At 67.2% G+C, this 25176-nt stretch carries 25 protein-coding genes; 8 read left to right on the plus strand and 17 right to left on the minus strand.

What is annotated here, in order from left to right:
* Positions 1 to 406: 406 nt before the first annotated feature.
* Positions 407 to 1066 carry a TetR/AcrR family transcriptional regulator gene (locus tag JZ791_RS35865; protein ID WP_216901045.1) on the minus strand — a complete coding sequence of 220 codons (660 nt, stop codon included), beginning with the start codon at positions 1064 to 1066 and terminating at the stop codon, positions 407 to 409.
* 84 nt (positions 1067 to 1150) lie between these two features.
* Between JZ791_RS35865 and JZ791_RS35870 the strand changes: the two genes are divergently transcribed.
* From JZ791_RS35870 to JZ791_RS35880, 3 genes are all read left to right on the plus strand, one after another.
* Positions 1151 to 2722, plus strand: a complete 1572-nt coding sequence (locus tag JZ791_RS35870; protein WP_216901046.1) for an FAD-dependent oxidoreductase — start codon at positions 1151 to 1153, stop codon at positions 2720 to 2722.
* A gap of 390 nt (positions 2723 to 3112) precedes the next feature.
* Complete coding sequence (locus tag JZ791_RS35875) at positions 3113 to 3550, plus strand: Het-E N-terminal domain-containing protein (protein ID WP_216901047.1); 438 nt, start codon at positions 3113 to 3115, stop codon at positions 3548 to 3550.
* Positions 3537 to 4052 (plus strand): DUF6232 family protein, encoded by a 516-nt coding sequence (locus JZ791_RS35880; RefSeq protein WP_216901048.1) that lies wholly within the window; start codon positions 3537 to 3539, stop codon positions 4050 to 4052. Before JZ791_RS35875 ends, JZ791_RS35880 begins: the two co-directional genes overlap by 14 nt.
* A gap of 154 nt (positions 4053 to 4206) precedes the next feature.
* Here JZ791_RS35880 and JZ791_RS35885 read toward each other — a convergent pair whose 3' ends face one another.
* Positions 4207 to 4572 carry a nuclear transport factor 2 family protein gene (locus tag JZ791_RS35885; RefSeq protein ID WP_216901049.1) on the minus strand — a complete coding sequence of 122 codons (366 nt, stop codon included), beginning with the start codon at positions 4570 to 4572 and terminating at the stop codon, positions 4207 to 4209.
* A 259-nt stretch (positions 4573 to 4831) separates the two neighbouring features.
* Here JZ791_RS35885 and JZ791_RS35890 point away from each other — a divergent pair, with 259 nt between their 5' ends.
* Together JZ791_RS35890 and JZ791_RS35895 are read left to right on the plus strand one after the other, a co-directional pair.
* The gene (locus JZ791_RS35890; protein WP_216901050.1) at positions 4832 to 5452 is read left to right on the plus strand and encodes a winged helix-turn-helix transcriptional regulator; all 621 of its coding nucleotides are present in this window, start codon (positions 4832 to 4834) and stop codon (positions 5450 to 5452) included.
* Between the two features lie 94 nt (positions 5453 to 5546).
* Positions 5547 to 6779, plus strand: coding sequence for an oxygenase MpaB family protein (locus tag JZ791_RS35895; protein ID WP_216901051.1), 1233 nt, complete (start codon positions 5547 to 5549; stop codon positions 6777 to 6779).
* 231 nt (positions 6780 to 7010) lie between these two features.
* On the opposite strand, the gene JZ791_RS35900 is transcribed toward JZ791_RS35895, so the two are convergent.
* Genes JZ791_RS35900 through JZ791_RS35925 form a run of 6 tightly spaced genes read right to left on the minus strand, consistent with a single transcriptional unit; the run spans position 7011 to position 12264 of the window.
* The gene (locus tag JZ791_RS35900; protein WP_216901053.1) at positions 7011 to 7199 is read right to left on the minus strand and encodes a hypothetical protein; all 189 of its coding nucleotides are present in this window, start codon (positions 7197 to 7199) and stop codon (positions 7011 to 7013) included.
* Positions 7196 to 8299, minus strand: a complete 1104-nt coding sequence (locus JZ791_RS35905) for a Rieske 2Fe-2S domain-containing protein (RefSeq protein WP_216901055.1) — start codon at positions 8297 to 8299, stop codon at positions 7196 to 7198. The genes JZ791_RS35900 and JZ791_RS35905 overlap by 4 nt, the downstream gene beginning before the upstream one ends.
* A 26-nt stretch (positions 8300 to 8325) precedes the next feature.
* Complete coding sequence (locus tag JZ791_RS35910) at positions 8326 to 8790, minus strand: MaoC family dehydratase (protein ID WP_308163287.1); 465 nt, start codon at positions 8788 to 8790, stop codon at positions 8326 to 8328.
* A 46-nt stretch (positions 8791 to 8836) separates the two neighbouring features.
* Entirely contained in the window at positions 8837 to 10456 is a 1620-nt protein-coding gene (locus JZ791_RS35915) for an acyl-CoA synthetase (protein WP_216901059.1), read from the minus strand.
* A complete protein-coding gene (locus JZ791_RS35920; protein ID WP_216901061.1) occupies positions 10453 to 11322 on the minus strand; it encodes an amidohydrolase family protein in 870 nt (289 codons plus the stop codon). The genes JZ791_RS35915 and JZ791_RS35920 overlap by 4 nt, the downstream gene beginning before the upstream one ends.
* Positions 11323 to 11340: 18 nt before the next feature.
* Positions 11341 to 12264: an SDR family oxidoreductase gene (locus tag JZ791_RS35925; protein ID WP_216901063.1), complete on the minus strand. Its 924-nt coding sequence runs from the start codon at positions 12262 to 12264 to the stop codon at positions 11341 to 11343.
* A 192-nt stretch (positions 12265 to 12456) separates the two neighbouring features.
* On the opposite strand from JZ791_RS35925, the gene JZ791_RS35930 reads away from it, so the two are divergent.
* Positions 12457 to 12909 (plus strand): MarR family winged helix-turn-helix transcriptional regulator, encoded by a 453-nt coding sequence (locus JZ791_RS35930; RefSeq protein WP_216901065.1) that lies wholly within the window; start codon positions 12457 to 12459, stop codon positions 12907 to 12909.
* A gap of 193 nt (positions 12910 to 13102) precedes the next feature.
* Here JZ791_RS35930 and JZ791_RS35935 read toward each other — a convergent pair whose 3' ends face one another.
* The 7 genes from JZ791_RS35935 to pcaH all read right to left on the minus strand — a co-directional run bounded on the left by JZ791_RS35935 (position 13103) and on the right by pcaH (position 20912).
* Positions 13103 to 14284, minus strand: a complete 1182-nt coding sequence (locus JZ791_RS35935) for a 4-hydroxybenzoate 3-monooxygenase (RefSeq protein ID WP_216901066.1) — start codon at positions 14282 to 14284, stop codon at positions 13103 to 13105.
* A gap of 34 nt (positions 14285 to 14318) precedes the next feature.
* Complete coding sequence (locus JZ791_RS35940; RefSeq protein ID WP_216901068.1) at positions 14319 to 15530, minus strand: acetyl-CoA C-acetyltransferase; 1212 nt, start codon at positions 15528 to 15530, stop codon at positions 14319 to 14321.
* Positions 15523 to 16392 (minus strand): IclR family transcriptional regulator domain-containing protein, encoded by an 870-nt coding sequence (locus tag JZ791_RS35945; RefSeq protein WP_216901070.1) that lies wholly within the window; start codon positions 16390 to 16392, stop codon positions 15523 to 15525. Before JZ791_RS35945 ends, JZ791_RS35940 begins: the two co-directional genes overlap by 8 nt.
* Positions 16389 to 17696 carry a bifunctional 3-oxoadipate enol-lactonase/4-carboxymuconolactone decarboxylase PcaDC gene (gene pcaDC, locus JZ791_RS45565; protein WP_254206899.1) on the minus strand — a complete coding sequence of 436 codons (1308 nt, stop codon included), beginning with the start codon at positions 17694 to 17696 and terminating at the stop codon, positions 16389 to 16391. Before pcaDC ends, JZ791_RS35945 begins: the two co-directional genes overlap by 4 nt.
* Before the next feature lie 484 nt (positions 17697 to 18180).
* Positions 18181 to 19515 carry a 3-carboxy-cis,cis-muconate cycloisomerase gene (gene pcaB, locus JZ791_RS35960; RefSeq protein WP_216901072.1) on the minus strand — a complete coding sequence of 445 codons (1335 nt, stop codon included), beginning with the start codon at positions 19513 to 19515 and terminating at the stop codon, positions 18181 to 18183.
* 40 nt (positions 19516 to 19555) lie between these two features.
* Positions 19556 to 20197, minus strand: coding sequence for a protocatechuate 3,4-dioxygenase subunit alpha (pcaG, locus tag JZ791_RS35965; RefSeq protein ID WP_216901074.1), 642 nt, complete (start codon positions 20195 to 20197; stop codon positions 19556 to 19558).
* Positions 20187 to 20912 carry a protocatechuate 3,4-dioxygenase subunit beta gene (pcaH, locus tag JZ791_RS35970; RefSeq protein ID WP_216901076.1) on the minus strand — a complete coding sequence of 242 codons (726 nt, stop codon included), beginning with the start codon at positions 20910 to 20912 and terminating at the stop codon, positions 20187 to 20189. The genes pcaG and pcaH overlap by 11 nt, the downstream gene beginning before the upstream one ends.
* A gap of 163 nt (positions 20913 to 21075) precedes the next feature.
* Between pcaH and JZ791_RS35975 the strand changes: the two genes are divergently transcribed.
* Positions 21076 to 21825, plus strand: coding sequence for a CoA transferase subunit A (locus tag JZ791_RS35975; RefSeq protein ID WP_438804591.1), 750 nt, complete (start codon positions 21076 to 21078; stop codon positions 21823 to 21825).
* Positions 21822 to 22487 carry a CoA transferase subunit B gene (locus tag JZ791_RS35980; RefSeq protein ID WP_216901078.1) on the plus strand — a complete coding sequence of 222 codons (666 nt, stop codon included), beginning with the start codon at positions 21822 to 21824 and terminating at the stop codon, positions 22485 to 22487. Before JZ791_RS35975 ends, JZ791_RS35980 begins: the two co-directional genes overlap by 4 nt.
* Positions 22488 to 22505: 18 nt before the next feature.
* Here JZ791_RS35980 and JZ791_RS35985 read toward each other — a convergent pair whose 3' ends face one another.
* Both JZ791_RS35985 and JZ791_RS35990 read right to left on the minus strand, forming a co-directional pair.
* A complete protein-coding gene (locus tag JZ791_RS35985) occupies positions 22506 to 23414 on the minus strand; it encodes an IclR family transcriptional regulator (RefSeq protein WP_216901080.1) in 909 nt (302 codons plus the stop codon).
* A gap of 132 nt (positions 23415 to 23546) precedes the next feature.
* Positions 23547 to 23723 carry a hypothetical protein gene (locus JZ791_RS35990; protein ID WP_216901082.1) on the minus strand — a complete coding sequence of 59 codons (177 nt, stop codon included), beginning with the start codon at positions 23721 to 23723 and terminating at the stop codon, positions 23547 to 23549.
* Between the last annotated feature and the right edge of the window lie 1453 nt (positions 23724 to 25176).

Consider the following 25176-nt stretch of genomic DNA (forward strand, 5'->3'; position numbering starts at 1 on the left):
GGGTGGGGCGGCGGTATGCCCTGGACCGGAAGCGCCTAATTCCCGGAGTCTCCCGGAGTCGACGGCCCGGTCGCCCTTGGTGGGCGGCCGGGCCTACTCGGCTCAGGACGGAAGATTATCGGGCGAGTATTGCCAGACCAGATCGTGATCGCCGGTCATCGTGGGGGCACACCACATCATTCGGCCGCTGTAGTCTCTGCTCGTCGCGCCCTCTATCGGACAGGATTGTCCCGGACCCGGCGGCGGTTGACCGTTCGCTGGGCCGCCCGTGAGCAGGGCGGCGGCGACTCCGCCCGCCGTTGCTACTGCCGCAACGAAATACCGTGTTCTCATGTCGACAACCTCCCCGGTCGAGAGACTGCACCTGACGGGTATCGAACTTGAAGAGAACCAACCAGTCTTGATTTTACTCGGCGCGGCGCGCGCCGCCCAGGGGCATCGCGCCCCCGGGTGATGACCGGAAGTGCTGCAGGAGGGGAAGGAAAAGGTCGTCGACGATCGACTGGATGCGGGCGGGTTTCGGGGGCTCGAAGTCCATGAGCAGATCGTGTCGGACCAGGTCGAAGGGCATATCTAGGACGACCGAGGGGATGTCGTCGAGGTCGATCTCGCCGCGATCGTGTGCTCGTTGGTAGATGGTTCGGACCGGTGGGAGTTGCTGGGCGGCCATGATTTTGTCGCGGGCCTGGGCGGGGGTGAGGCCGGTGCCGGCCAGCAGACCCGAGAAAGCGGTGGCTACGGCGATGATGTAGAGGCCCGCTAGGGCTTCGCTCACGGTCGTCAGTTGCGCCAGGAGGTCGCCGCGCAGGGTGCCGGTGTCGGGGGTGGCGATCGGGTTGGCCTTGCGGTGGTGCTCGATCGCGGCCAGCACGAGCTGATCCTTGTTGTCCCAGCGACGGTACAGGACGGGTTCGCTGGTGCGGGCCCGTGCGGCGATCGATCCCATCGTCAGGCGGGCATATCCGACCTCGACCAGCTCATCCCAGGTCGCGATGAGCAGCGCGGATTCGAGCTGCTCGCCGTGTCGGCGGCGGCGGGCGGGGGCGGATGACTCTGTGACCACCATCCCACGGTAGAAAGACTTTCCTTTCTCGGCAACCAGGCCTAGCCTAATTAGAAAGAGATTACTTTCTTAACCGAGGAATGAACGATGGCAGAGACAGCAACGAAGTCGCCGCAAGCGCCGGCGGTTCTGATCGTCGGCGCTGGTCCGACCGGGTTGACGCTGGCTTGCGAGCTTGCCCGGCGCGGCGTCGCCTTCCGTCTGATCGAGGCGTCGCCCGGCCCGCAGCCCGGCTCGCGCGGCAAGGGAATCCAGCCGCGGACCCTCGAGATATTCGAGGATCTCGGCATCATCGATCGGGTTCTCGCCAACGGCCGGTTGGCGATGCCGTTGCGGTCGATCGCCCCCGATGGCCGGGTGACCCTCGGGGGCGAGGAGCCCGAGTCGTTGCGGAATCGGCCCGACATCCCCTACACGACGAGCCTGATCACTCCCGAATGGCGGACCGAAGAGGCACTCAGGCTGCTGCTGACGGATCTCGGAGGGACGGTCGAGTTCGGCGCCGTGCTCACCAGCTTCGAGCAGTCGGACGACGGTGTGTCGGCGGTGATCGTCAAGGACGGCGAGGCCGAGACGGTCGCCGCACGCTGGCTGGTCGGCTGCGACGGCGGTCACAGCATCGTGCGCAAGCAGGCCGGTATCGCCTTCGTCGGCGAGACCCGCGAGGAGGTGCGGATGATCGTCGCCGATCTCGCGGTCGACGGCCTCGATCGCGATGCCTGGCACATGTGGCGCCGCCCGGAGGGCCCCGTCACCCTCTGTCCACTGCCCTCCACCGACCTGTTCCAATACCAGGCGACCATCGAGCCGGGAGGCAACCCCGATCTCGGCCTGGCGAACATGCAGGCGATCCTGGACGGGTGTACCGGCCGCACGGATGTCCGCCTGCACGAGCCTGAGTGGTTGTCGTTGTGGCGCGCCAACATTCGGCTCGCCGACCGGTATCGCGAGGGTCACGTATTCCTTGCCGGCGACGCGGCCCACATCCACTCGCCCGCCGGTGGCCAGGGGATGAACACCGGCATCCAAGACGCGCACAACCTCGGCTGGAAGCTCGCGGCCGTCGCGCAGGGCGCCGCACCGGCGCTGCTGGACACCTACGAAGCCGAACGGCGTCCGATCGCCGCCGGCGTGCTCGCGTTCTCGAACGCACGCCTCGGGCAGGTGCTCGAGCAGAAGGGCATCTCCACCCGGCGCGATGCGAGCACGCTACAGCTCGACGTCAACTATCGCGGCTCTGTCCTGGCCCGCGACGACCGCGACGACACCGCCCACCTGCGCGCCGGCGACCGAGCCCCTGACTCGACCCACCTGACGACGGTCGACGGCGAACGCCGGTTGTTCGATCTGACGCGCGGCGGGCGCTTCACGCTGCTGAACTTCGGCGGCGCGGGCTCTGTCTCCGGCCTCGATACGCTCCATGTCGTCGCACAACCGTCCGGCCCCAACGATATCGCCGACACCAAGAGCCATCTCGCCGATGCCTACGGCGCAACCGAGAACACCTTTGTACTGATCCGTCCCGACGGCTACATCGCGCTGATCTCCGATGCGGGCGACTGCACGGCGGTATCGGACTATCTCGCCGCGATGAAAGCTGGGTTCGCTGAACCCCCGCCGGACGGGCCACCTGACGAAGCCGAATCTCCCACCGCGTAACTGTCCAGCTCCCTGGACGTCCGGAGATGTCCCATGATCGGATGCTGGTTTCGCTAACACCGGACAAATGCGGCCGGGTTGACCTGATTCAACAATGTGCAATATTCGCTCGACGCCCGGTATCGCTGCTGCGCGTGTGCTCGGCGAAACCATTCGTGACGTGCGAAGTATGTTGGCCGACAATGAGGTCGGCCCATCGATCGGCGGGCGTATCGCCGATCGGCTCGTAATATCCTCGGACGGAAGCATTCTGGCGGCGCAGATGGACGATTATATGAGACCGATGATTATTGTTGCCTGTACCCCTTGCTGAATGATTGCGGCTTTGGTTCAGTAGTCGCGATCTCCTGGGACAGCCGGGGGTAATCAGAATGGGAGAGGGTTGGCGGGGTGGATCCGGTAACGATAATTGTGACGGCGCTGGCGACGGGTGCTGCGAAGGGAGTGGGCGAGGGCGCCTCGACCGCGGTCGCGGACGCGTACCGCGGTTTGAAGGCCATGGTGGTGCGCAGGTTCGGTGCGAATGCCCCTGCGGGCTTGGTGTTGTCCCAGTACGAGACAGACTCGCGCACATGGCAACTGCCGCTGGCCAAGTTGTTGGCCGAGGCGGGCGCCGATCGTGACGAGCAAATCCTCGCCGCGGCGCGGCGGTTGCTCGAGCTGTCCGGTTCCGCAGGAGTCCAGGCGGGCAAATATGCGGTAGATGCGCGCGGGGCGAATATCGGCAATATCGGTGACCACACGTGGCAGAACAACACGTTCGGTGTTCCACCGGCGTCGTCCGAGTCCACAACGAGGCAGGGGAGGCATCGCAATGTCCAACAATGACGCGGGCACGATCGTCGGGGTCAGAATCAGCCGGCGGGTGCTCTGGATCGGCGACGACGCGTATCCGCTGCAGAATATTGCCAGGGTCGGCCCGCGGGAGGTTGTGCCACCCAAGACGACACCGATACGCGACTACCTGAAGATCCTGATAGGCGGTGTAATCCTGTCTGCCGTCCTGGGCTTGGTGTTCGGCTCAGGCCTCGGATGGGTGACCTTTCTGATTGTGTTCGCCGTGGGTACCTTCCGGTTGATCCGTGCCTTCGTGAACAAAAAGAACAAGTTGTACGCATTGATCATCGAAACCGCCGGTGCGTCGAATTCTGTTCTGGTGAGCGGCGATGTCACAGCGATGTACGACATCGCGCAGAACATCACGAAAGCGATCGATGACCCGGACTTCGAGTATGCCCGAAATGTCGTGGTGGACGCCCGGGGCGCGAATATCGGCAATATCGGTAACCCGGCTCACCAAAGCAATACCTTCGGTTATCCGCACGGCTGATCCGTGAACAGTGTCCGGAGGTCGGCCGATGGCCGGTCCGTTATCGACGGGCGGCCCAGGGCTGGCGCTGCTATGCGGACCGATGTGGCACCGACCTGCGCGACCTCGCCGAAGGCGGGAAATGACCGTCCGGCGGGGCGCGGGGGTTGGCGGACTACGCCTGGGGAGGCAGGAAGGACATGCGGTCGAAGACCAGCAGGCTCTCGGCGATCTTGCCGTCGCGGATCGTGAAGTGTTCGGCGGTGGGGGAGTCGCTGGTGATCGCGGTATGCGGGTAGTAGAACAGGACGACGTGGTCGTCGTCGCCGAAGGCCGAGACGTCGGTGAGGCCGGTCAGTGTAGGCGCGAATGCGCCCAGGAATCCGCGGTAGGCGTCCTTGCCCTTCAGTTCGGCGCCGGGCGCTCGGCAGACGATGTCGTCGGCGACGTGCTCCATGGCCGCGTCGATATCGCCGCTCGTCCACGCCCGGTGGTAGGCGAGGACGGAATCCAGTGTGTTCGAACGGGTTTCATTGACCATAGTGCGCTCCTTCGTGTTCGGTTCGACTGCTGCTGCGGGCGAGTGACGAACGAACCCCACCCCCAGGGAGACTGGGACTGTTACCCAGATCACTAATAATTATGCGATTAGCTTGAGAAAGTCAAGCCGTGTACGACATGGTGTTGCGGGCATCGGCCGAACGCTGCACTTCGCGGTTGAGGCGTCACCGTCACCGCAGAGGCGGTGTGATTTATGCTCAAGTAGTAGTGAGAAAGTCAAGCACGGACCGAGGAGAACGATGCCGAAGCGGTCCTATGGTCAATACTGCGGCCTGGCCCGGGCGCTGGATGTCGTCGGCGGGCGCTGGAGCCTGCTGATCGTGCGCGAGTTGCTGGTCGGCCCGGCTCGCTACAGTGAGCTGCTGGCCGGGCTGCCCGGTATCGCCACCAACCTGCTAGCCCAGCGCCTGCGGGAGTTGGAGGAGGCAGGCGTCGTCCAGCGCATGCTCGACACCGAGAGCAACGGCGTCGCATACATGCTCACACCGTGGGGCGTCGAACTGCGAGGCGCCGTCGGCGCCCTCGTGAATTGGAGCACTCCGCTGATGATCACGGGTCCGCGAGGCGACGCCTTTCGCGGGCATTGGCTGGTGGTCGCGGTGGATTCGTTGTTGCAGCACAGGCGATTCCAGGAATCGGCCACGGTCGGCCTTGCGGTCGACGACACGATCGTGACCGTGCGCGTCGACGAGACCGGCGCGCGCGTCGAACTGTGCGGAGATGCCGAGCCCGACACCGTGTTCCGCGGTGATCCCGCGGTCGTGCTGGGCTTGGCTTCGGGCATGCTGACGGTCGACCAGGCGATGGCCGGGGGCGAATTGACCGGACGGAGAGAGGATCTCGCTGCAGCGTTCGGCTGAGACGCGCGGCGCTCGACCTATGGCACGTCATGCAACAAGGCATCGGAATTTGATGCATCTTGACGTTGAGTAACAAGTTCTCTACTTTTGATGCATGGCTGCATCTCGTGACGAGACGGTGAGTGTTCCTCGCCGACATCCCGACGCTCCGCGCGCGGTTCCCGGGCTGCGCCCCGTCGCTCTGATGCTGGGTTTGGGCAAGCCGTCCCCGGCGCAGTGGCGGGAGCTGGGGGAGGCGCTGGTCGTCGGCGACGCGCCGATGGACGAGTTGGTCGACTGGATGTACGCCGAGGGGATGGACCGCACGCGGCCGCTGTTCGAGCAGGCGTTGGCGCACGGCATCGACACCGTGCCCGAGGCGCCGGAACCGTTGCGCGCGTTCTTTGTTCGCGTCGAGACACCGCCGCCGTGGCTGGACCGCGAACAGCTCGCGCGCGCGGAGATGGTGTTCCGGCAGGGCGGCAGCGACGGGCTCTACGTCGCCCGGGACGTGTCGTTCCTCGGCGGGTATCTGGCCTCGGGGTTCAACAAGACGCTGCTGCGCACCGGGGCGTTGGAGAAGGGGCCGGGCAAGCGATTCGCCGAAACCCTCCAGTGGGCGCTGGACGTCACCTCCGACGACGGGATGGCGCCGCTGGGCCGCGGGTATCACGCCACCATCCACGTGCGGCTGATCCATGGGCTGGTGCGCCGGCATGTCGCGCAGCTGCCGGACTGGCAGGCGCAGGAGTGGGGACTGCCGATCAATCAGACCGATATGGCCGCCACACTCGTGGGCGCGCTGATCGCCCCGTTCCTCGGCAGCCTGGGGATGGGCCTGCTCGTTCCGCCCCGCGACCTGGCCGCCGCCGCGCATCTGGCCCGGTACGTCGGCTGGTTGATCGGCGTCGAGGACCGATTCCTGCCCAACGATTTTCGCGATTCGGTGCGCGTGCTGTACCACTGCATGACCGCGATCACCAATCCCGATGAGACCACCCGACAGCTCGCCATCCCCATGGCCGACGATCCGTTGAACTGGCACTACCCGAATTTTCCCCGGTTGCGCGGCCGCATCGCGCGATCCCAGCATCTGTCCATCGCCGCGATGTTCCTGGGCTCGTCGGGTATGCGCCACCTCGGGCTGCCCCCGCACGTGCTGCCGTGGTATCCGCTGCTGCGGCTGCCGGTCAACCTCGTCCGGAGCCTCGCGGTTCGGCTACCCGGCGGCGCGCAGCGTGCGGCCCGTGCCGGTCGCCGCCGTCAGGAGGAGTTCCTGACCAAGCTGATCGGCACGGAATCCGCGGTCATCGGAGATTCGGCCCGGCACATCGCCAGCGCCGCCTGATCCGGGTGCGCAGGTCACCTTCGACCTCCCCGCGTTCCGCGCACACGTGCATGCCGCCGGCTACGGCGGGCCGTGGTCGCTGGAGGTCCGGCCGGACCGCCGCCGACGTGCACCGCTCGCTGCGGTATCTCCAGGAACAGGTCGCGGCCCGAATGCCGGACCGCGGGCAGGGCGCGCTGAACTCGGCGGTCCGGGTGGCCACCCATTCGCGTGCGGGACGAGCGTGAGCGCTCAGACCACAGCGCTGACCCGGGGCGGGGTTTGCGGCATGCGGGTGTCCGTACGATGCCCGTCGGGGTGGGCCAGGAGCCAATCCCATATCTCGATCGGCTCGTTGGCGATATGGGTTGCGCCGCAATGGCAGACGCCGAGCAGGTTGTCGGTGCCGGGATACCATTCGACGCGGTAGCTGCCGGTCATACTCGGGCCGGGGTGTCGGCCATCTCGTCGCCTTGGGCGCGGGCCAGCAGTTTCATCATCCGACGGGCCGCCAGGGCGCCGGTGTCGATGTTGATCGAGCGCTCGGTGACCGTGCCGCCTACCCGCTCCTCCTCGGTGATCACCCGTTCGACGAGGGTCAGCGCATCCACGTCCTGTAGGACCACGGTGCGGTTGTTCGTGTGCAGGTACTCGGCGACCTCGGGATCGTCGATCGCGAAATCCCTTGCGACCATCCAGAAGTCGTGCACCGAGTGGTCGGTCTCGGGGGTGAGCGCGTAGACGATCTCGGTGTGGAACGCACCCGGATCATCGTCGGCATCGTGGCCGGGCACATAACCCTCGGCGGGATAGTGCCCCTGCGGCGCGACTCGGCTGTGCAGCCGGTACAGGCACGGCGGCTGATACTCGATGTCCTGCCAGCGCGTGATTCGTCCGGACATGCCGGTCGAATTGGCATAGAACGGCGGGCATTCCGCATCGTCCATGTGGCGGCTCACCCGCACCACGCCCGCGGCCTCGTCGACCTCGGTGGTGATCGGGGTGTCGGCGACCTCCGGGGTGCCGATATAGCCACCGTGCAAATAGGTTTCGTGGGACAGGTCCATGAGATTGTCCATCAGCAGCGAATGCCGTCCCTCGATCTTCTCGAGTCCGCGCACGCTGGCCCAGCCCTCCTGGGCGAGCCAGGGCGCGCGCGGAATCGCCGAGGCATCCGCGAGCTCGCGATCGCCGATCCACACCCACACCAGCGAATCCTGTTCCACCACAGGGTAGGACGCCACGCGCGCCCCCTTGGGGATGCGGGTCTGCGCGGGGACGGCCACGCACGTACCCTCCCGGTCGTAGGTGAACCCGTGGTAGCCGCAGACGATCCGGTCCCCGGAGATCAAGCGCGACTTGGACAGTGGAAATCGTCGGTGGATGCAGCGGTCCGACAGCGCCACCACCTCCCCGTCCTCGGCACGGTAGATCACCAGCGGCTCATTGCAAATCGTCCGGGCGAACAGCTCCCCGGTGATCTCCTCGCCGTACGCGGCGACGTACCACTGGTTGCGGATGATGACGGTGCTGGGGCTCATCGGTTACTCCTGGGTATTGCGGCAGTTCATGATTCGGGGAAGTAGCGGTGCACCATGCGGGCGACGCAGACGGGTTTGGCCGAGCCCTCGCGCTCCATGGTCGCGTCGACGGCGACCTGCACCGCACCGTCGCCGAGATCCTTCACCTCGGCCAGACGGGCATTGAGACGGACCTTGGCCCCGGCAGGCACCGGATCCGGGAAGCGAACCTTGTCGAGGCCATAGTTGATGGCCATGCCTCGATTGTGGATCACCAGGATCTGCGACCACAGTGGAATCAGGAGGGAAAGCGTGAGATAGCCGTGCGCGATAGTGCCGCCGAACGGGCCGGATCGGGCGCGTTCCGGGTCGACGTGGATCCACTGCTCGTCGTGTGTGGCCTTGGCGAACATGTCGATATCGCTCTGCGGGATCTCGAGCCAGTCGCTGTTGCCGAGGTCGGCGCCGACCAGCTCCAGCAGATCCGAGGGACGTTCGACGGTGGTTGTCACGATGTCTGTCTTTCTGTCGGTTCGAATAGTGCGGGGCGGGAGGGGATCACAGTCCGAGGTGGCGTCGCGCCTCGTCCCGCAGCGGCAGGCGCTGGATCTTTCCGGTGGCGTTGCGCGGCAGGCTGTCGCACAGCACATAGTGTTTGGGGATCTTGTAGTGCGCGAGACTCGTTTTCAGTTGTGCGCGTAGTGATTCCGGCTCCGGGGTGTGGCCCGGCCGGGCGACGAGGAAGGCCAGGCCCACCTCGCCCCACTTCTGGTCGGGTACGGCCACGACCGCGCAGTCGGCGACGTCCTCGGTGCGGGTGATCGCGGCCTCCACCTCGGCCGGGTAGATGTTCTCGCCGCCGGAGATGATCATGTCCTTGACCCGGTCCACGATATGGGCCCAGCCGTCGGGGTCGATGCGCACGATATCGCCGGTGCGCAGCCAGCCCTCGACGAACGCCCGATCGGTGGCCTCGGGTTGATTCCAGTATCCGGCGAAGACGTGCGGGCCCTTGACCAGCAGCTCACCCGTGCCGGGGCCTTCGAGGATCGTGCCGTCCTCGGTGAGCAGCGCGGTCTCGGTGAAGAAATGCGGCACGCCCGGCGAGACCGGATGTGCGGCCGCGCCGTACTCCAGGGCCATGAACACCCCGGGCGAGGCCTCTGTCATGCCGTAGCCCTGCAATACCTGGATGCCGCGTGCGAGCCAGGCACGGGCGACCCGCTCGATTACCGGTGAGCCGCCGTACGCCACGCAGCGCACGCTGGAGATGTCGGCGGAATCCCATTCGGGCAGCTCGCACAGCATCTGCAGCATGGTCGGTGCGAGCGGGAAGGCGGTGGCCCGTTCGCGCTGCACGATCGTGAGGAATTCGCGGGCGTCGAATTTCGGTACGACGACGACGGTTCCGCCGGCGTAGAGGGTGGGCAGGGTGATCTGGCCCAGGCCCAGCACGTGGAACAGGGGGGCCGAGCAGAGGCTGACGTCGGTGCGGCCGAGGCTGAAGTGAGCGAACTGGCCCAGGGTGTTCCATGTGATATTGCCGTGAGTGAGGATGGCGCCCTTGGGGTTTCCGGTGGTGCCGGAGGTGTAGAGGATGATGGCGGGATCGTCCAGGGCGACACTCGTCGCGGGCGGGGTGGTCCCGGCGTGTGCGGCGAGGATGTGTTCGTAGTCGGAGGTGTCGAGGCTGTGGGGTGTGCTCGGTGCGACCATCGGGTGAGCGCCGCCGGAAGCTGCGGGGTCGACAAGGGTGACAGGAGTGGTGTCGGCCGTGCGGTCTCGCAGATGGATCAGCCGAGGTGGATGCGTTGTGCGCGCAGCGGCGTCCGCTCCCGTCGCCCGGGTGTCGGGAGCCAGTACGAGCACGCTCGGCTCGCAGTCGGTGAGCATATGGGCGATCTCCGCGGCGGTGAGCCGGGTATTGAGCCCGACGAATATCGCGCCGAGATGAGTTGCTGCGAAGAGTGTTTCGAATGTGGCGATATCGTTCGGGCCCAGATAGGCGACTCGATCTCCGCGGCCGATTCCGAGGTCGGCGAGGGCTGCGGCGAGCGCGTCGACGCGGGCGGCCAGGGTTCCGTAGTCGATTCGTCGCTCGCCCTGGACCAGGGCGATGGCTCCGGGTTCCATCCTGGCTCGCCGCGCCGGCCAGGAGCCCAGTCCGGCATCGATCATCTCAACCCCAGGGCCGCAATCGCGTTCTCTCGCAGTATCAAAGGACGCACCTCGTCCTTGATGTCGAGGATGTCGAAGTCCTTCATCCACCGGTCCGGAGACAGCAGTGGAAAATCGGTGCCGAACAACACCTTTCGCTTGAGCAGAGTGTTGGCGTAGCGAACCAGTTGCGGCGGGAAGTATTTCGGGGACCACCCGGACAGGTCGATGTACACGTTCGGCTTGTGCGTGGCGACGGCCAGCGCCTCGTCCTGCCAGGGGAACGACGGGTGGGCGATGATGATCGTCAGGTCGGGAAAGTCGACCGCCACATCGTCCAGGGCCAGAGGGTTGGAATACTTCAGCCGGATACCGCCGCCGCCGCGCAGCCCGGATCCGATTCCGGTCTGGCCGGAATGGAACAGCGCCGGGACGCCGAGTTCGCTGATCACCTCGTAGAGCGGATAGACGCTGTGGTCGTCGGGCCAGAACGCCTGCACGCTCGGATGGAATTTGAAACCCCGCACGCCGTGCTCGGTGACCAGGCGTCGCGCCTCCGTCAGAGCGGTTTTGCCCTTCGCGGGATCGATGCTGGCGAAGGGAATGAGCACATCGCTGTGCCGGGCGGCCGCGTCGGCGATGTCGTCGTTGCTCAGGCGGCGATGGCCCAGCGCGGCCTCGGCGTCGACGGTGAACACGACCGCGGCCATGCGGCGTTCGCGGTAGTAGTCGGCCATCTGGTCGAGCGTCGGCGGGCCGGATTGCGCGCCGAAGTATTTCTCGGCGCCGGCCCGCAGGTCGTCGGGGAGCGAATAGTGGCCGCAGCCATCGGTTTCGGCGTGCGTGTGCACATCGATGGCGACGAGGTTGTCCAGATCCAGGCTCATTGTGTTTACCCTGCCCGACTATGCCGACTTATGCTGTGTGGTAGGGATATTCGGCAGCGGGATGCCGTAGGTCTCCGGTCTCTCGCCGACCGTCGAGGTGAAGGCCTCGGCGATGTCGTCCGCACTCCACCCGCCATCGTGGAATGCGCTGCTGATCTCGGTCGGATGCGACCACAGCGACAGGCGATCGCCGCCGATGCCGATGCACTGTCCGGTGATTCCGTCCGAGGCCGGTGAGGCGAGAAAGACCACGAGGCCGGCGACGTCCTCGGGGGTGCCGAACGACGCGGCGCGGCGCACGACCGAGGGGAACGGCCCACCTTTTTTCAAACCCTCCACATACGGCGCGAGGAAGGGAATCGTCTCGGTCATCGCGGTGGCCGCGTTCGGAATGATCGCGTTGACGGTGACGCCGGCCCGGGCGCATTCCATCGCCCAGGTGCGTGCCATGGCGGCGATTCCGGCCTTGGCCGCGGCGTAATTGGTCTGGCCGAAGTTACCGCGCTGCCCGGCGGGTGATCCGGCAAGCACGACCCGGCCGCCGTGGCCGGCCTCGCGGAAATGCCTGACGGCCTCGCGTACGCAGGTGAAGGTGCCGCGCAAATGGACGTGGATGACGGCGTCGAAATCCTCGTCCGCCATATTCCACAGCACCTTGTCACGCAGGATTCCGGCGTTGGTGACGACCGTGTCCAAGCGGCCGAACTCCTCGACCGCCCGTGAGACGAGGGTCTGAGCGGCGTCGGCGGTGCCGACCGCGACCGGGACGGCGATCGCGCGCCCGCCCGCCTCGGCGATATCGGCGGCGGCCTTCTCGGCATTGTCCGCGACGACATCGTTCACCACGACCGCCGCACCCGCGGCCGCGAGGGCCTTGGCGTAGGCGAGGCCCAGGCCCTGGCCGCTGCCGGTCACGATGGCGACATTGCCGGTGAGATCCATGGAGTTACCTTCCGGAAGCACGATATTGGCCCCATGTCACCGCGGATCGGTCTGTCGTTTATTGACAGGAATCCTGTTGAATTTGGTGACGACTGCCACTATCCATCATCATCAGGAATCCTGTCAATGGTCTATTCTGTGATCGTGATGCGGGCCGGTGCCCGCAGTGGTCATAGGAGAGCGGGAGTGCGCATGGCGATGCCGAAGAGCGATGGTCGAGCGCCCGCGACCGCTCACACGTCGGTGCTGTACGCGGTCAAGCGGGTGGAACTCGCCGTGCGGGCGCGACTGGACGAGGTGCTGCGTCCGTATGGCATCACCACCGTGCAATACACCGCGCTGACGGTGCTCGACCGGCATGACGGGCTGCCTGCGGCGCAGCTGGCGCGGGACTCGTTCGTCACCGCCCAGTCGACCGCTGATCTGGTGCGCGTGCTGGAGCGGCAGGATCTGGTCGTGCGTGAGCGCAATCCGCGCAATCGCCGGGAGCTGCTGATCCACCTGTCCCCGACGGGCCGGAAACTGCTCGACGATGTCGCGGAGAATGTGGGCGAGGTGGAGCGTCGTATGACGGGCGGGCTCACCCCGGAACAGGCGGAAGACTTCCGGCGCGCGCTGACCCACGCCTGGCACGCGCTGGCCTGACTCGGAGTGGTCACCGTCGTCTGCCGATACTCGGCGGCGCTGACTTCGGGGGCGTGTTGAATTTCCGAGGTCCATGGGTTGCCCCAGGCGGGGACTGAGCCCGCCTGGGGCGGTCGGGTGTCTGCGCGGCGTTGGACAGGCGCCCGGGATCGGGTGTGCATGCGGTCACCGAGCAGGGGCTCGGTGAGCTGCATCAGTCCAGGGTCGAGAGCGGGATCGGTAGGCCCGCGTAGTTCTGGGCGAGTTCGGTTGCGGCGGAGGGGGAGTCGACGATGCGGCGGAGCTGCGAAAGTTGCAGTTCGGCGTCGAAGTCGTCGCCGTGGCGGTGCAGCATGGTGGTCATCCACCAGGAGAAGTGGGTGCAGCGCCAGACGCGGTTCAGTGCCGTCTCGCAGTAGGCGTCGGCGGCGCGGGAGTCCTTGCGCAGCAGCAGGTCCGCGATCGCGCGTGAGAGCAGCGCCACGTCGGCGACCGCGAGGTTCAGGCCCTTCGCACCCGTCGGCGGCACGATATGGGCGGCGTCACCGGCCAGGAACAGGCGGCCGCGCCGCATCGGCGTGGTGACGAAACTGCGCATCGGCAGCACGCTCTTCTCGGTGATCGTGCCGGTATCGAGCTTCCAGCCGTCCAGCGCGAAGCGGGTGGCCAGGTTGTGCCAGATGCGATCGTCGCTCCATTCGGCGATGTCCTCGTCGGGGGCGACCTGCAGATAGAACCGGCCGACGGAGTGCGAGCGCATACTGTGCAGGGCGAAGCCGTCGGGATGCCAGGCGTAGATCAGCTCGTTCGAAGACGGCGCGACATCGGCCAGGATGCCCAGCCAGGCGAACGGGTAGTTGCGCTCCCAGGTGTGCCGGACCGCCTGCGGGACCGCCTGTTTGCTCGGGCCGTGATAGCCGTCGCAGCCGGCGACGATCTCGGCCTTGATGCGCTGTGCGTCGCCGGCCTCATCGATGAACGTCACGGAGGGCCGCTCGGTGTCGGCGTCGTGCACCTCGACGTCGCTCGCGTTGTAGTACGCGGCCTGTTCGGCCCGCCTGCGCGCGGCCATGAGGTCCTTGGTCACCTCGGTCTGCCCGTACACCCACACCGAACGTCCAGCCAGATTCACGAAGTCCAGGTGATGCCGCTCGCCCGGCCACTGGAGGTAGATGCCCCGGTGCTCCATCCCCTCCTCGTCGAGGCGGTCCCCGAGCCCGGCGCGGCGCAGCAGATCGACCGTGCCCGATTCCAGGATTCCGGCGCGGATGCGCGAGGCCACATGCTCGGCACTCTGGCGTTCGATCAGGACCGACTCGATGCCGGCGGCATCCAGCAGATGGGCCAGCAGCAGCCCCGCCGGGCCCGCGCCGACGATCGCGACTCTGCAACGCATTGTTCAGACTCCTCGGTCGATGTCGTGGCGGTGGTCAGGCGATGCGCTCGAAGACGGCAGCCAGACCCTGGCCGCCCCCGATGCACATCGTCTCCAGTCCGTACCGGACCTCTCGGCGGTCCATTTCGCGCAGGAGTGTGGCGAGGATGCGGGCGCCTGTCGCGCCGACCGGGTGGCCGAGCGAGATACCCGAACCGTTCGGGTTCAGGCGGGGATCATCGGCCTGCAGGCCCCAGCTTCGGATGACCGCGAGGGCCTGCGCGGCGAAGGCCTCGTTGAGCTCGATGAGGCCCATATCGTCGAGTTTCAGCCCGGCGCGGGCCAGGGCGCGTGCGGAGGCGGGGACCGGGCCGATGCCCATGGTGCGGGGCGGAACTCCGGCCGCGGACCAACTCACCAGGCGCGCAAGGGGTTTCAATCCGAGAGCACGGGCCTTGTCGGCGGTGGTGACGACGCACAGCGCCGCGCCGTCGTTCTGTCCGCTGGCATTGCCCGCGGTCACGGTGGATTCGGGATCCAGGCGTGCGCGAACGGGTTTCAGCTTTGACAGGGCATCGAGCGTGGTGTCCGCGCGGGGGTGCTCGTCGGTGCCGACCAGCACCGGGTCGGCACGGCGCTGGGGTACGGGGACCGGGACGATCTCCTGTGCGAAGACGCCGTTGCGCTGCGCGGCCACCGCGCGGCGGTGCGACTGCACGGCCAGCGCGTCCTGATCGGCGCGACCGATGCCGAATTCGGCGCGCAGGTTCTCCGCGGTCTCGATCATCCCGCCCGGGACCGGGAAATCACGTCCGCCGGCCGTGATACGGGCGCGGGCGAGCCGATCCACCAGACCAGCGTCGTCACCCTTGACGCCGTAACGGATTCCGGTGGTGTAGAACTCGGCCCGGCTCATGCTCTCCACGCCGCCGGCGAGTACAAGATCGCTGCCGCCGGACTGTACCTGGCCCACGGCGGTGATCACGGCCTGCAGGCCGGAGCCGCAGCGGCGGTCGATCTGCTGGCCGGGCACCTCGATGCCCAGGCCCGCATCGAGCGCGGCCACACGGCCGATCGCCGGCGCCTCGCCGTTCGGGCCGGCTTGGCCGAGGATCACGTCGTCCACGTCGGCACCGGAAATGCCGGTACGAGAGAGGATTTCGGTGATCACCGTGGCGGCGAGCGTCTCCGGCGGAATATCGCGGAATACGCCGCCGAAGCGGCCGATCGGAGTGCGCAGCGGTTCGCAGATGACGACGTCAGGCATGGGACCGTCCAGAGTGTGTGAGGGATTGCGATCGGGTGCGGGCCAAGTCCGCGCTGATCGCCTCGGCGGTGGCGCACACCGCCGGCACGAGGTCGGCCTCGACCTGTGCGGCGGTATAGCGGGCGGACTGGGTGGAAATATTGACAGCCGCGACGACCGCTCCGGTCTCGTCGCGGATCGGCGCGGCCAGGGAACGCAGGCCGGCCTCGAGTTCCTGGTCGACGATGCTGTACCCGGCCTCGCGCACCCGGTCGAGTTCGGTGCGCAATTGGCGCGGGGTGAGCAGCGTACGTTCGGTGAGCGCGGACAGATGTACGCGCTCGAGGTAGCCGTCGAGCTCTTGCGGCGGCAGTCCGGCCAGCATCACGCGGCCCATGGAGGTGGCGTATGCCGGGAAGCGGGTACCGATATTGATCGACACGGTCATGATGCGCCGCACCGGAACTCGGGCAACGTAGACCACGTCGCCGTTGTCCAGGATCGACACCGACGACGATTCGCGCACCTTCTCCGCCAGCGCCTCGAGATGCGGCCCGGCCAGTTCGGGCAGCGACAGGCTGGACAGATAGCTGTAGCCGAGTTCGAGCACGCGCGGGGTCAGCCAGAACACCGAGCCGTCGGTGCGCACGTACCCGAGTTCGGCCAGCGTCAGCAGGAATCGGCGCGCGGTGGCACGGGTGAGTTCGGTGTGCCGGGCGACATCGCTGAGCGTGCGGCGCGGATGGTCGGCGTCGAAGGCTCGGATCACGGCCAGCCCGCGGGCGAGCGATTGGACGTAGTCCGAGGAGGGGCCCACCACCTCCACCGGAGGATCGATACGCACCAATTCGTCACTGTTACCGGGGTGTTGAGCTTCGGTCATGATTCCCCCTCGTTGTGGTCGTGGAGATCGGCCAGGGCCTGCTGTCCGAGGGCGAAGGCCCGGTTGCTCTTGGGCACCCCCGCGTAGACCGCGGTGTGCAGGAATACTTCCACCAGTTCGGCGGGGTCCATCCCCGCGCGCAGGGCCGCGCGAATGTGCATATCCAACTCGTGCTCGTTGGCGAGCGCGGTGAGGATCGCGAGGGTCAGCAACCGTCGGGTGTGATGATCCATGCCCGGCCGGTTCCAGACATCGCCCCAGGCGGTGCGGGTGATGAAATCCTGGAAGGGGGCGGTGAATTCGGTCGCCGCGGCGACCGAGCGGTCCACGTGCGCGTCACCTAGCACCGAACGGCGGACCAGCATTCCGGCGGCATGTGCGGCGGTGCGTTCGGCAGTCAGGTGCGCGGTCGGTTCGGCGAGTGTGGTCGAGGTGCGTGCTGTGGAGGTCGGTTCGGCGAGTGCGGCCGTGGCCGACGATGTCGGTGCGGCTGGTGTTTCCGCGGACGCGGTGGTGTGCTCGGTCGCGTGATCCGCTGTGCCGCCGACGATATGCCGGGCGATCAGGACAGTGACCGGACCCGCCTGCTCGACGCTGACCAGATGTGCGCCCGGGTCGAGCACCTCGAGTCGTGCGTCGGCGATCCCCTCGGCGATCGTGCTGACTGTGGCCGGGGGAGTAGCGGGATCCTGCTCCCCGGCGATCGCCAGGGTGGGCGCGACGATCCGGACCAGATCGGCCCGGCCGTCCCAGCCTGCCAGGGCCTCACAGCATCCCGCATACCCCTCGTCGGAGATACCGCGAACCATCTCGAGGTGGCGCCGGACGAGCTCCGGATCACGCTCGGCCAGCCCCGGTGTGAACCAGCGCTCCACGATCTGCTCGGCGATCGACGAAAGCCCCTGCGTACGAACGATCTCCGCCCGATCTATCCATCCCCGGGCGGGTGTGAACGCGGGCGAGGTACACAGCAGCGTCAGCGTACGTACACGCGAAGCATGATGCGCCGCAATCCATTGCGCGACCGCACCCCCGAGCGAAAGTCCCACGAGATGCACTCGGCCAACCCCGAGCCGATTCAGCAGTGCCACCACATCACCACCGAGATCGGCCATACTGTACGGCCCTGGCACGACCGGCGACTTCCCATGCCCTCGATGATCCACACAGATCACCCGAAACCGCTCGGCCAAAACATGAGCCTGCGGCCCCCACATCGTGGCATCGGAACCGATGGATCCAATGAACACCACGACGGGACTACCGCTGTCTCCGTATTCGAGATATGCGAGTTCGACTGTCATCGCTGGCCTCTCGCAGTCGGAGTGGACAAGGTGTCGGCCCGTGCGCCGACCGTCATCCCGGCCTCTGCGCTGGGTCGGCCTGGCGTAGTGCGCCGCCCCGGGGCGACCGCGAACGCCCCGGAGACAGAAGGGGTCTCGTAGCCGACACGAATACTCCGAGTGCCGGGTTGATTCCTCATCCCCGTGGCCGTAGCCCGCTGTCCGGCGGTGGTCGGAAGATCGCGGGCCGTGACGGATGCCGTCCTGATGGCTGGTCTCGGACGTCCCCGTTGTCCAGACGACGGCCGACCGTGTCGGGCGCCCCTCGTGGTCCAGTGCACTTCGGGTGATCGGTCGGGCTCGAGAGACGACTGTCTGTCGCGGGTTGTGTGGCTGGTGTGTATTTCGGCGGTCGGTTGGGCTGGAGTGGCGATCGTCTGCTGCGCGTCGTGTAGTCGGTCTGCGGTGGTGGCCGGGGCGGTGGGTGCTGGGAGAGATGCAGTCCTCATGGCTGGTCTCCTGTGTTGCGGGCGGCCAGGGCGCGGTCGATCAGGTCGGTGGCGTGGCCTGTGTAGTTGGCCGGGTCGAGTAGGTCGTGTAGTTGGTCGGGGCTCAGGTAGGTCGCGATCGTCTCGTCGTCGGCGAGGGGTTTGCCCGAGGTCGCGGCGGCGGTGACGATGGCGCGGGCGTCGTCGGTGTGTTCGGCGAGGGCGACGGTGACTCGTTCGGCCATCAGCTGGCCGCCGGTGCGATCGAGGTTGTGCCGTAAGGCCTCCGGATGCACGCGCAGGCTGCGCAGGCTCTCGGCTAAGCGGTGCGTGGCGCCGCCGGTGAGGCGCAGCAGGTCTGTGAGGGTTTCCCATTCGGCGTGCCAGCCGCCCGCGGCGCGCATGAATTCGTGGTCCATCGTGGACAGGGCCGTCGACACGAGTCCGGGGACGCGCATGGCCGCCGCGCGTGCGGTGATCGCGGCGACCGGATTGCGCTTGTGCGGCATGGCCGAGGAGCCGCCCGGGGAGGCCTCGCTGACCTCGCCGAGTTCGATCGCCGACATCGCCACGATATCGACGGCCGGTTTCGACACCGCACCGGCGAGAATGCCCAGCGCGCAGGCCAATTCGGCGATCGGGGTGCGGTCGGTGTGCCAGGGGATGGCGCGCCTGGCCAGGCCCAGTTCGTCCGCGAGGGTGTCGGCGATCGCCAGGCCGTGGGGGTGCAGCGCGGCCAAGGTGCCCGCCGCGCCGCCGAATTGGACCGGGAGGGCGGTCAGGACTGATTCGAGCCGGTCGGCGGCGGCATCCAGGGCGGTGAACCAGTTGGTGGCCAGCAGCCCGAAGGTCGAGGGCAGGGCCTGCTGCCCGAGCGTGCGGGCGACCATGAGTGTGTCGCGATGCGTACGGGCCAGGGCCGCGGCGGCGTCGGCGGACGCGCGGGCGTCGGCCACGATCACCCGGCCTGCCCGCCCGGCGACCAGCATGAGCGCGGTGTCCACGATGTCCTGACTCGTGGCCCCCGTGTGGACGGACGCCGCGGGTATCCCCGCTGCGACGCAACGTTCGCGCAGCAGTCGCACCAGCGGGATCACCGGATTGCCGCCGGCGACCGATGCGGTGCCCAGGGCGGTGAGATCGATGTCGTCGGACAGGGATTGGGCGGTCGAGGCTATCGTCGCGGCCTGATCGCTGGGGATCACGCCATGTTCGGCGGCCGCGACGGCCAGTGCCGCCTCGACTTCCAGCAACGCCGCAACCAACGCACGATCCGACACTGCCTCGGCGGCAGGCACTGCCCCGAAGGTCGGATCGAACAGCTCGCCGCGCGTGCGGCGCTGCTCATTCATGCGTGCCTCGCCCTCCAGTGTTGAGCCGCATCACACCTCCTCACACCTGGAAGAACGGGGTTTCGACGCCGTCGGGGTCGCTGTCTTGGAGGTAGACGGCGAGCGCGTAGCCGTCGTCGGTGCGTTCGGCGATCAGTTTGTGGCGCTGGGACTCCGGGAGTGCGGAGAGCAACGGGTCGGCGGTGTGCGCGTCGGCGTCTTCCGGGAAGTACAGCCGCGTGACCGCACGATCGAGCATGCCGCGGGCGAAGATCGAGACGTCGATGTGCGGGGCCTCGACGCGATCCCGTTCGGCGGGGAGCGGGCCCGGCTTGACCGTGTGGATGATCGCGGTGCCGGTGGAATCGCCTGCCGCGCGGGCGAATCCGCGGAAACCCTCCGGAACCGGCGGTATCGCGCCGCGCGGGTCGCCCGGATGGGCGAAACGGCCCTCCGCGTCGGCCTGCCAAGTCTCCACCATGACGTCGGTGACCGGCTCGCGCGCGCCGTCGAATACTGTCACGCGAACGGTGATGCGGCCGGGCGCGCCCTCTGGCGCGGCGGCGGGGCCATCCTCCCAGGGCAGTCCGATATGCCAGTACGGCCCGACGGTCTGCGACGGAGTCGGGCCGAAGGTCGCGGTGATGAAATCGCCGGGAGCGACCGGATAGGTGAAGGTCGTGCGGGCGGCGCTACTCGTCATCGTCGTCGTCCTCGGTTTCGAACGGAGTGGCCTCGCGCCCGCGCAGCACGATGTCCCAGCGGAAACCCAGTGCCCAGTGGTCGGTGGTGGCCTCGTGGTCGTACACGCTCACCATGCGGTGGCGGACCCCGGCGGGTGCGGAGTTGTAGATCGGATCCTGGAAGAACAGCGGGTCGTCCGGGAAGTACATCTGGGTGACCAGCCGCTGGGTGAAACTGCGGCCGAACAGTGAGAAGTGGATGTGCGCGGGCCGCCAGGCGTTGTCGTGATTGCGCCAGGGGTAGGCGCCGGGCCTGATCGTGGTGAAGCTGTAGTGACCGTCGGCGTCGGTGACGCAGCGGCCGGCACCGTTGAAATACGGGTCCAGAGGGGCGGGCCAGTTGTCGACAGTGTGGCGGTAGCGGCCGGCGGCATTGGCCTGCCATACCTCGAGGAGGGTATTGGGGATGGGCTCGCCGTCGGTGTCCACCACCCGCCCGTGCACGACGATCCGCTGCCCCTGCGCCTCGCCGCCGTTGGCCAGGGTGAGATCGGCATCGCCGGGCTGCACGCGATCCTCACCGAACACCGGGCCGGTGAGTTCGGTGAGCCGGTTCGGCAGCACCGCCAGCGGGCGGCGCGGGGAGCGCAGCGCTGTGGTCCGGTAATCGGGGAAGTCGGTGGGCGTGGCCTCGACGCTGTCCGGCCGTCGATAGCCCGGAGGTAGATGAACCATCACGACCTCCTGTTCGGTATCTCGTGTTCGGTATGTGGACGACTGCACGCTATGTGAACACGATATGCCAGTGACTGTGCTCCAGGCAACATCCGGCGGGTGGAAATGTTCACCATGCGGATACCTGTTCACAATACGTACGCTTCGCGGTACTGTGGACCGCGTGCTGGACAAAGTGATTTCTTCGCCCGAGGCGGCGGTGGCCGATGTGCCCGACGGCGCCACCCTCGCGGTCGGTGGATTCGGTCTTGTCGGAGTCCCCGAGATACTCATCGATGCGCTGCTGCGGCAGGGCGCCAAGGATCTCGAGGTGGTGAGCAACAACTGCGGCACCGACGGATTCGGCCTGGGTGTATTGCTCGCCGCACACCGCATTCGCCGCACGATCAGCTCCTACGTCGGCTCGAACAAGGAGTTCGCGCGGCAGTACCTGGCCGGTGAGCTGGAGGTGGAACTGACTCCGCAGGGCACCCTGGCCGAGCGGCTGCGCGCCGGCGGCGCCGGTATCCCGGCCTTCTTCACCCCCGCAGGGGTCGGCACCCAGGTCGCCGAGGGGGGCCTACCGCTGCGGTACGACGGTTCCGGCGGTATCGCGGTCGCCACCCCGCCGAAGGAGACCCGCGACTTCGACGGCATGACCTACGTACTCGAGCGTGGAATCGTCGCAGATTACGCGCTGGTTCACGCCTGGAAGGGCGACCGGCACGGCAACCTCGTGTACCGCCGCAGCGCGCGCAACTTCAATCCCCCCGCCGCCGCGTCCGGCCGGATCACCATCGCCCAGGTGGAACATCTCGTCGAACCCGGCGAGCTGGATCCCGAATCCATCCATACCCCTGGCATTCACGTGCATCGTGTCGTCCCCGTGGGCCCGGTGCAGGTGGGTATCGAAAACCGAACGGTGCGAGAATGACTCAGAGTTCCCTGGATCCGGTGCAGACCGGACTGACCCGCGATGAACTGGCCGCCCGCGTCGCGCGGGAGTTGCACGACGGCGAATACGTGAACCTCGGCATCGGCATGCCGACGCTGGTGCCCAACTATCTGCCCGAGCACATCACGGTCGTGCTGCACTCGGAGAACGGCGTGCTCGGCGTCGGCCCCTATCCGTTCGATGAGGATGTCGATCCCGAACTGATCAACGCGGGCAAGGAGACGATCACCGTCGTTCCCGGCGCGTCCTTCTTCGACTCCGCGGCCTCGTTCGGCATGATCCGCGGCGGTCGCGTCGATGTGGCGATTCTGGGCGCCATGCAGGTCAGCGCCGCGGGCGACCTGGCCAATTGGATGATTCCGGGCCAGATGGTCAAAGGTATGGGCGGCGCGATGGACCTGGTGCACGGCGCGCGCCGGGTGATCGTGATGATGGAGCACCGTACTCGCAAGGGGCAGCCCAAGATCCTGTCCGAATGCACGCTGCCGCTCACCGGCAAGCACTGCGTGCAGCGCATCATCACGGATATAGCGGTGCTGGATGTGACCCCCGACGGTTTGGAACTGGTGGAGACTGCGCCCGGCGTCACCGTCGAGGAGGTACTCGCCGCTACCGCCGCACCGCTGAGGGTGGCCGTCTAGAGCGGGTGCCGGGAGGCCTCAGTTGAAAAGAGGCGAGTACGGCGGAACCAGCTCATTGCGATGGGCATGGGGGGCTTGGCCGCCATTCGAGGCGGTGCCGTTGTGACTCGGACTCGGGTGGTTACCGTTTACCTGCTGGCTGTTGGGGTGGTCCTCGTTGGTTTGCTCGGCGTGGTGGCGCTGCTGGGCCAGTTCTCGCCCTATGCGAACGGCGGCTCGTTGGAGTAGGGGCACCACGCGGCGGCTCGCCTCGGATTGGGGGATGACCACGGAGAGAGCGCCGACGACGCGGGTGTCGGGGCTGCGTAAGGGCACGGCGATGGAGGTCGTCTCGGGGTCGACGAAGCCGGTGCAGCTGACCGCGCCGATTCTGCGGATATCGCTCAGCATCGAACGCAGCGCCTTCGGGTCGGTGACGGTTGCGGTGGTGAGGGCAGCCATCGGCCTGGTCAGCACCGTCTCCTGCACCGGAATCGGGGCGTGCGCCAGTAGCACCAGGCCGGGGGCCGAGGCGTGTAACGGCAGGCGGTCCGCGCGGCCGGCCACCGTGCGCACCGCCCCCGGCGCGGCCAACTGCTCGACGAACAGCACATCTCCACCCTGCCGCACGCTCAGGTACGTGTTGTGCCCAACTCTGGTATGCACCTCGCTCATGAACGGCTGTGCGGCAGTGCGTAAGTCGCGCATCGGCGCACCTCGATCCACCAACTCCCAGATGTGGAAGCCCATGCCGAATCCGCCCTGCGGGTCGCGTTGCAGCCAGCCGCGCTCGACGAGCTCGGCGACCATCCGCGACACCGCCGGCAGGGAGATGCCGGTGCGCTGGGACAGCTCGGTGAGCGTGACCGTCGTGGTGCCCGGGCCCAGCGCCTCGAAGAGTCGAGCCAGGCGGGAGAAAGTCGATTCACCGTTCGAGAATCGGGCCATCGATTCGCCAACCGCCTTCCATCGCAGGGGATATTCGGCCGCACCCCGGTGAGTTCCAGCGCAACGACACTTGACTGTGCCTGGTCCGTGTTGGCGTTCGCTGGGGGAACTTTATGTGCGAGCTGTGAATCGTTACAGGTGTTTGTCATGAAGGAAAGCGGCCGTTGGAACGTGGTCGGCGGCCTTCTTCGGCAAGGGAATGGGCGCGCTGGGCTGGGCGATCACCACCGAGATGGCGCCGCCGCAGGCTGCCGGCTTCGCGATGAACGGCCTGGCCAATATCGCGGGCATCGTCACGCCGATCGTCACCGGATACCTTGTACAGCGAACGGTTCGTTCAGCGCCGCCATATGGTTCGTCGCCGCCCACGGTCTGCTCGCCCTTGCCGCTCTGGCTCTCATGGGGCCGATCAAGCGGGTGCAGTTCGACTGAAGAAGCCGCGTGGTCGCGTAATCCCGGCCTATCGCTACATTCGGTGGCCCTATTCGTCCAGTACCGGCTGATCGAGGCGACAGAATGCAGCGATAGGCCGGGTTGTGGGGTGCAGTCTGCTCGCCGAGTGCAGCGCGGCGGCCGTGCCCTGAGACCGGGTCATGGGCGTGGTGCCGGGTCGGCATCGCGGGGAGCGGCTCGGAGAACCGGCCTCCCGCTGCATTCTTCGGGCGGAATCCTCGGGAACCAGAGTCTCGGGGCGGGAAAATGCAGCGATAGGCCGGGTGGTGGGGTGGAGCCGGCACGCAGGGGCTGTTCGGTGCGCTGATGCCCGGTGAGTCGTGGGCGTGCTGGCGGGTCGGTGTGGGAGAACCGGCCTCCGGCTGCATTCTTCGGGCCGAATTGTCGGAAACCAGAGTTTCGATGCGGAAAAATGCAGCGTCAGGCCGAATTCACCGGGAATGCCCGCGCCCGAGGAGAGCCGGGATCGAACCGACCGTGGCCGTGCCCAGAATTCGGCGCATCCGCCAGGGGAGGGCGCGGAAGAGTGCGGCCATGGCGGCGGTTGTGCCCGGGAGGTCGTCCCGGCCGGACAGGTAGGCGCGCTGGTGAGCAGGCGGCAGTTCGAAGAAGGCGTCGAAGAACCCGGGAAGATCGGCCGGGGGGAGGGCCAGCAGGGCGTGCAGCCCGACGGTTCGCAGCTGATGAACCGCGCGGATGGACAGCGGCCGCAGGATGGTCTCGCGAATCAGGGAGACCGGTGCGCCGTCGGATGCCGCTCCCGCGTCCGATATTCGGGCGCGCTCGGATAGGGAAGAGCCGTGGCGTTGATCGCCAACTTCAGGTATGTGGGTGGAGTTGGATTGGGGTGAGCGGCCGGGCTGGTCGCCTGCGCGCGGTATGCGGATCGGGCGGAGAACGTCTGCGCTGTCGGTGATTCTGCGCGATAGTCTCGCGATGATGGCTGGGAATGAGCGCTGGGGCCGACCGTCGCTTTCAGGTGTGTGAGTGGGGTCGAATTGGGGTGAGCGGTGGGGCTTATCGCCTATGCCGGGTGTGTTGGCGGAGTCAGATCGGGATCGGTGGTAGGGCTGATCGGCGACTTCACGGATGGGGCTCAGGCTGGGCTGTGAAGCGCGGTGGGGCTGATTGCAAGCGCCAGGTATCCGGATCGGGTGGGGAACGTCTGTGATTCTGCGCGATAGTCTCGCGATGATGGCTGGGAATGAGCGGTAGGGCCGACCGTCGGCTTCAGGCGTATGGGTGGGGTCGGACCGGGGTGAGCGGCGGGGCTGATCGACGCCGCCGGGGATGCGGGACGGTCCGGGAA

This window comes from Nocardia alni (genome assembly GCF_019038435.1).
GTDB lineage: Bacteria > Actinomycetota > Actinomycetes > Mycobacteriales > Mycobacteriaceae > Nocardia > Nocardia alni.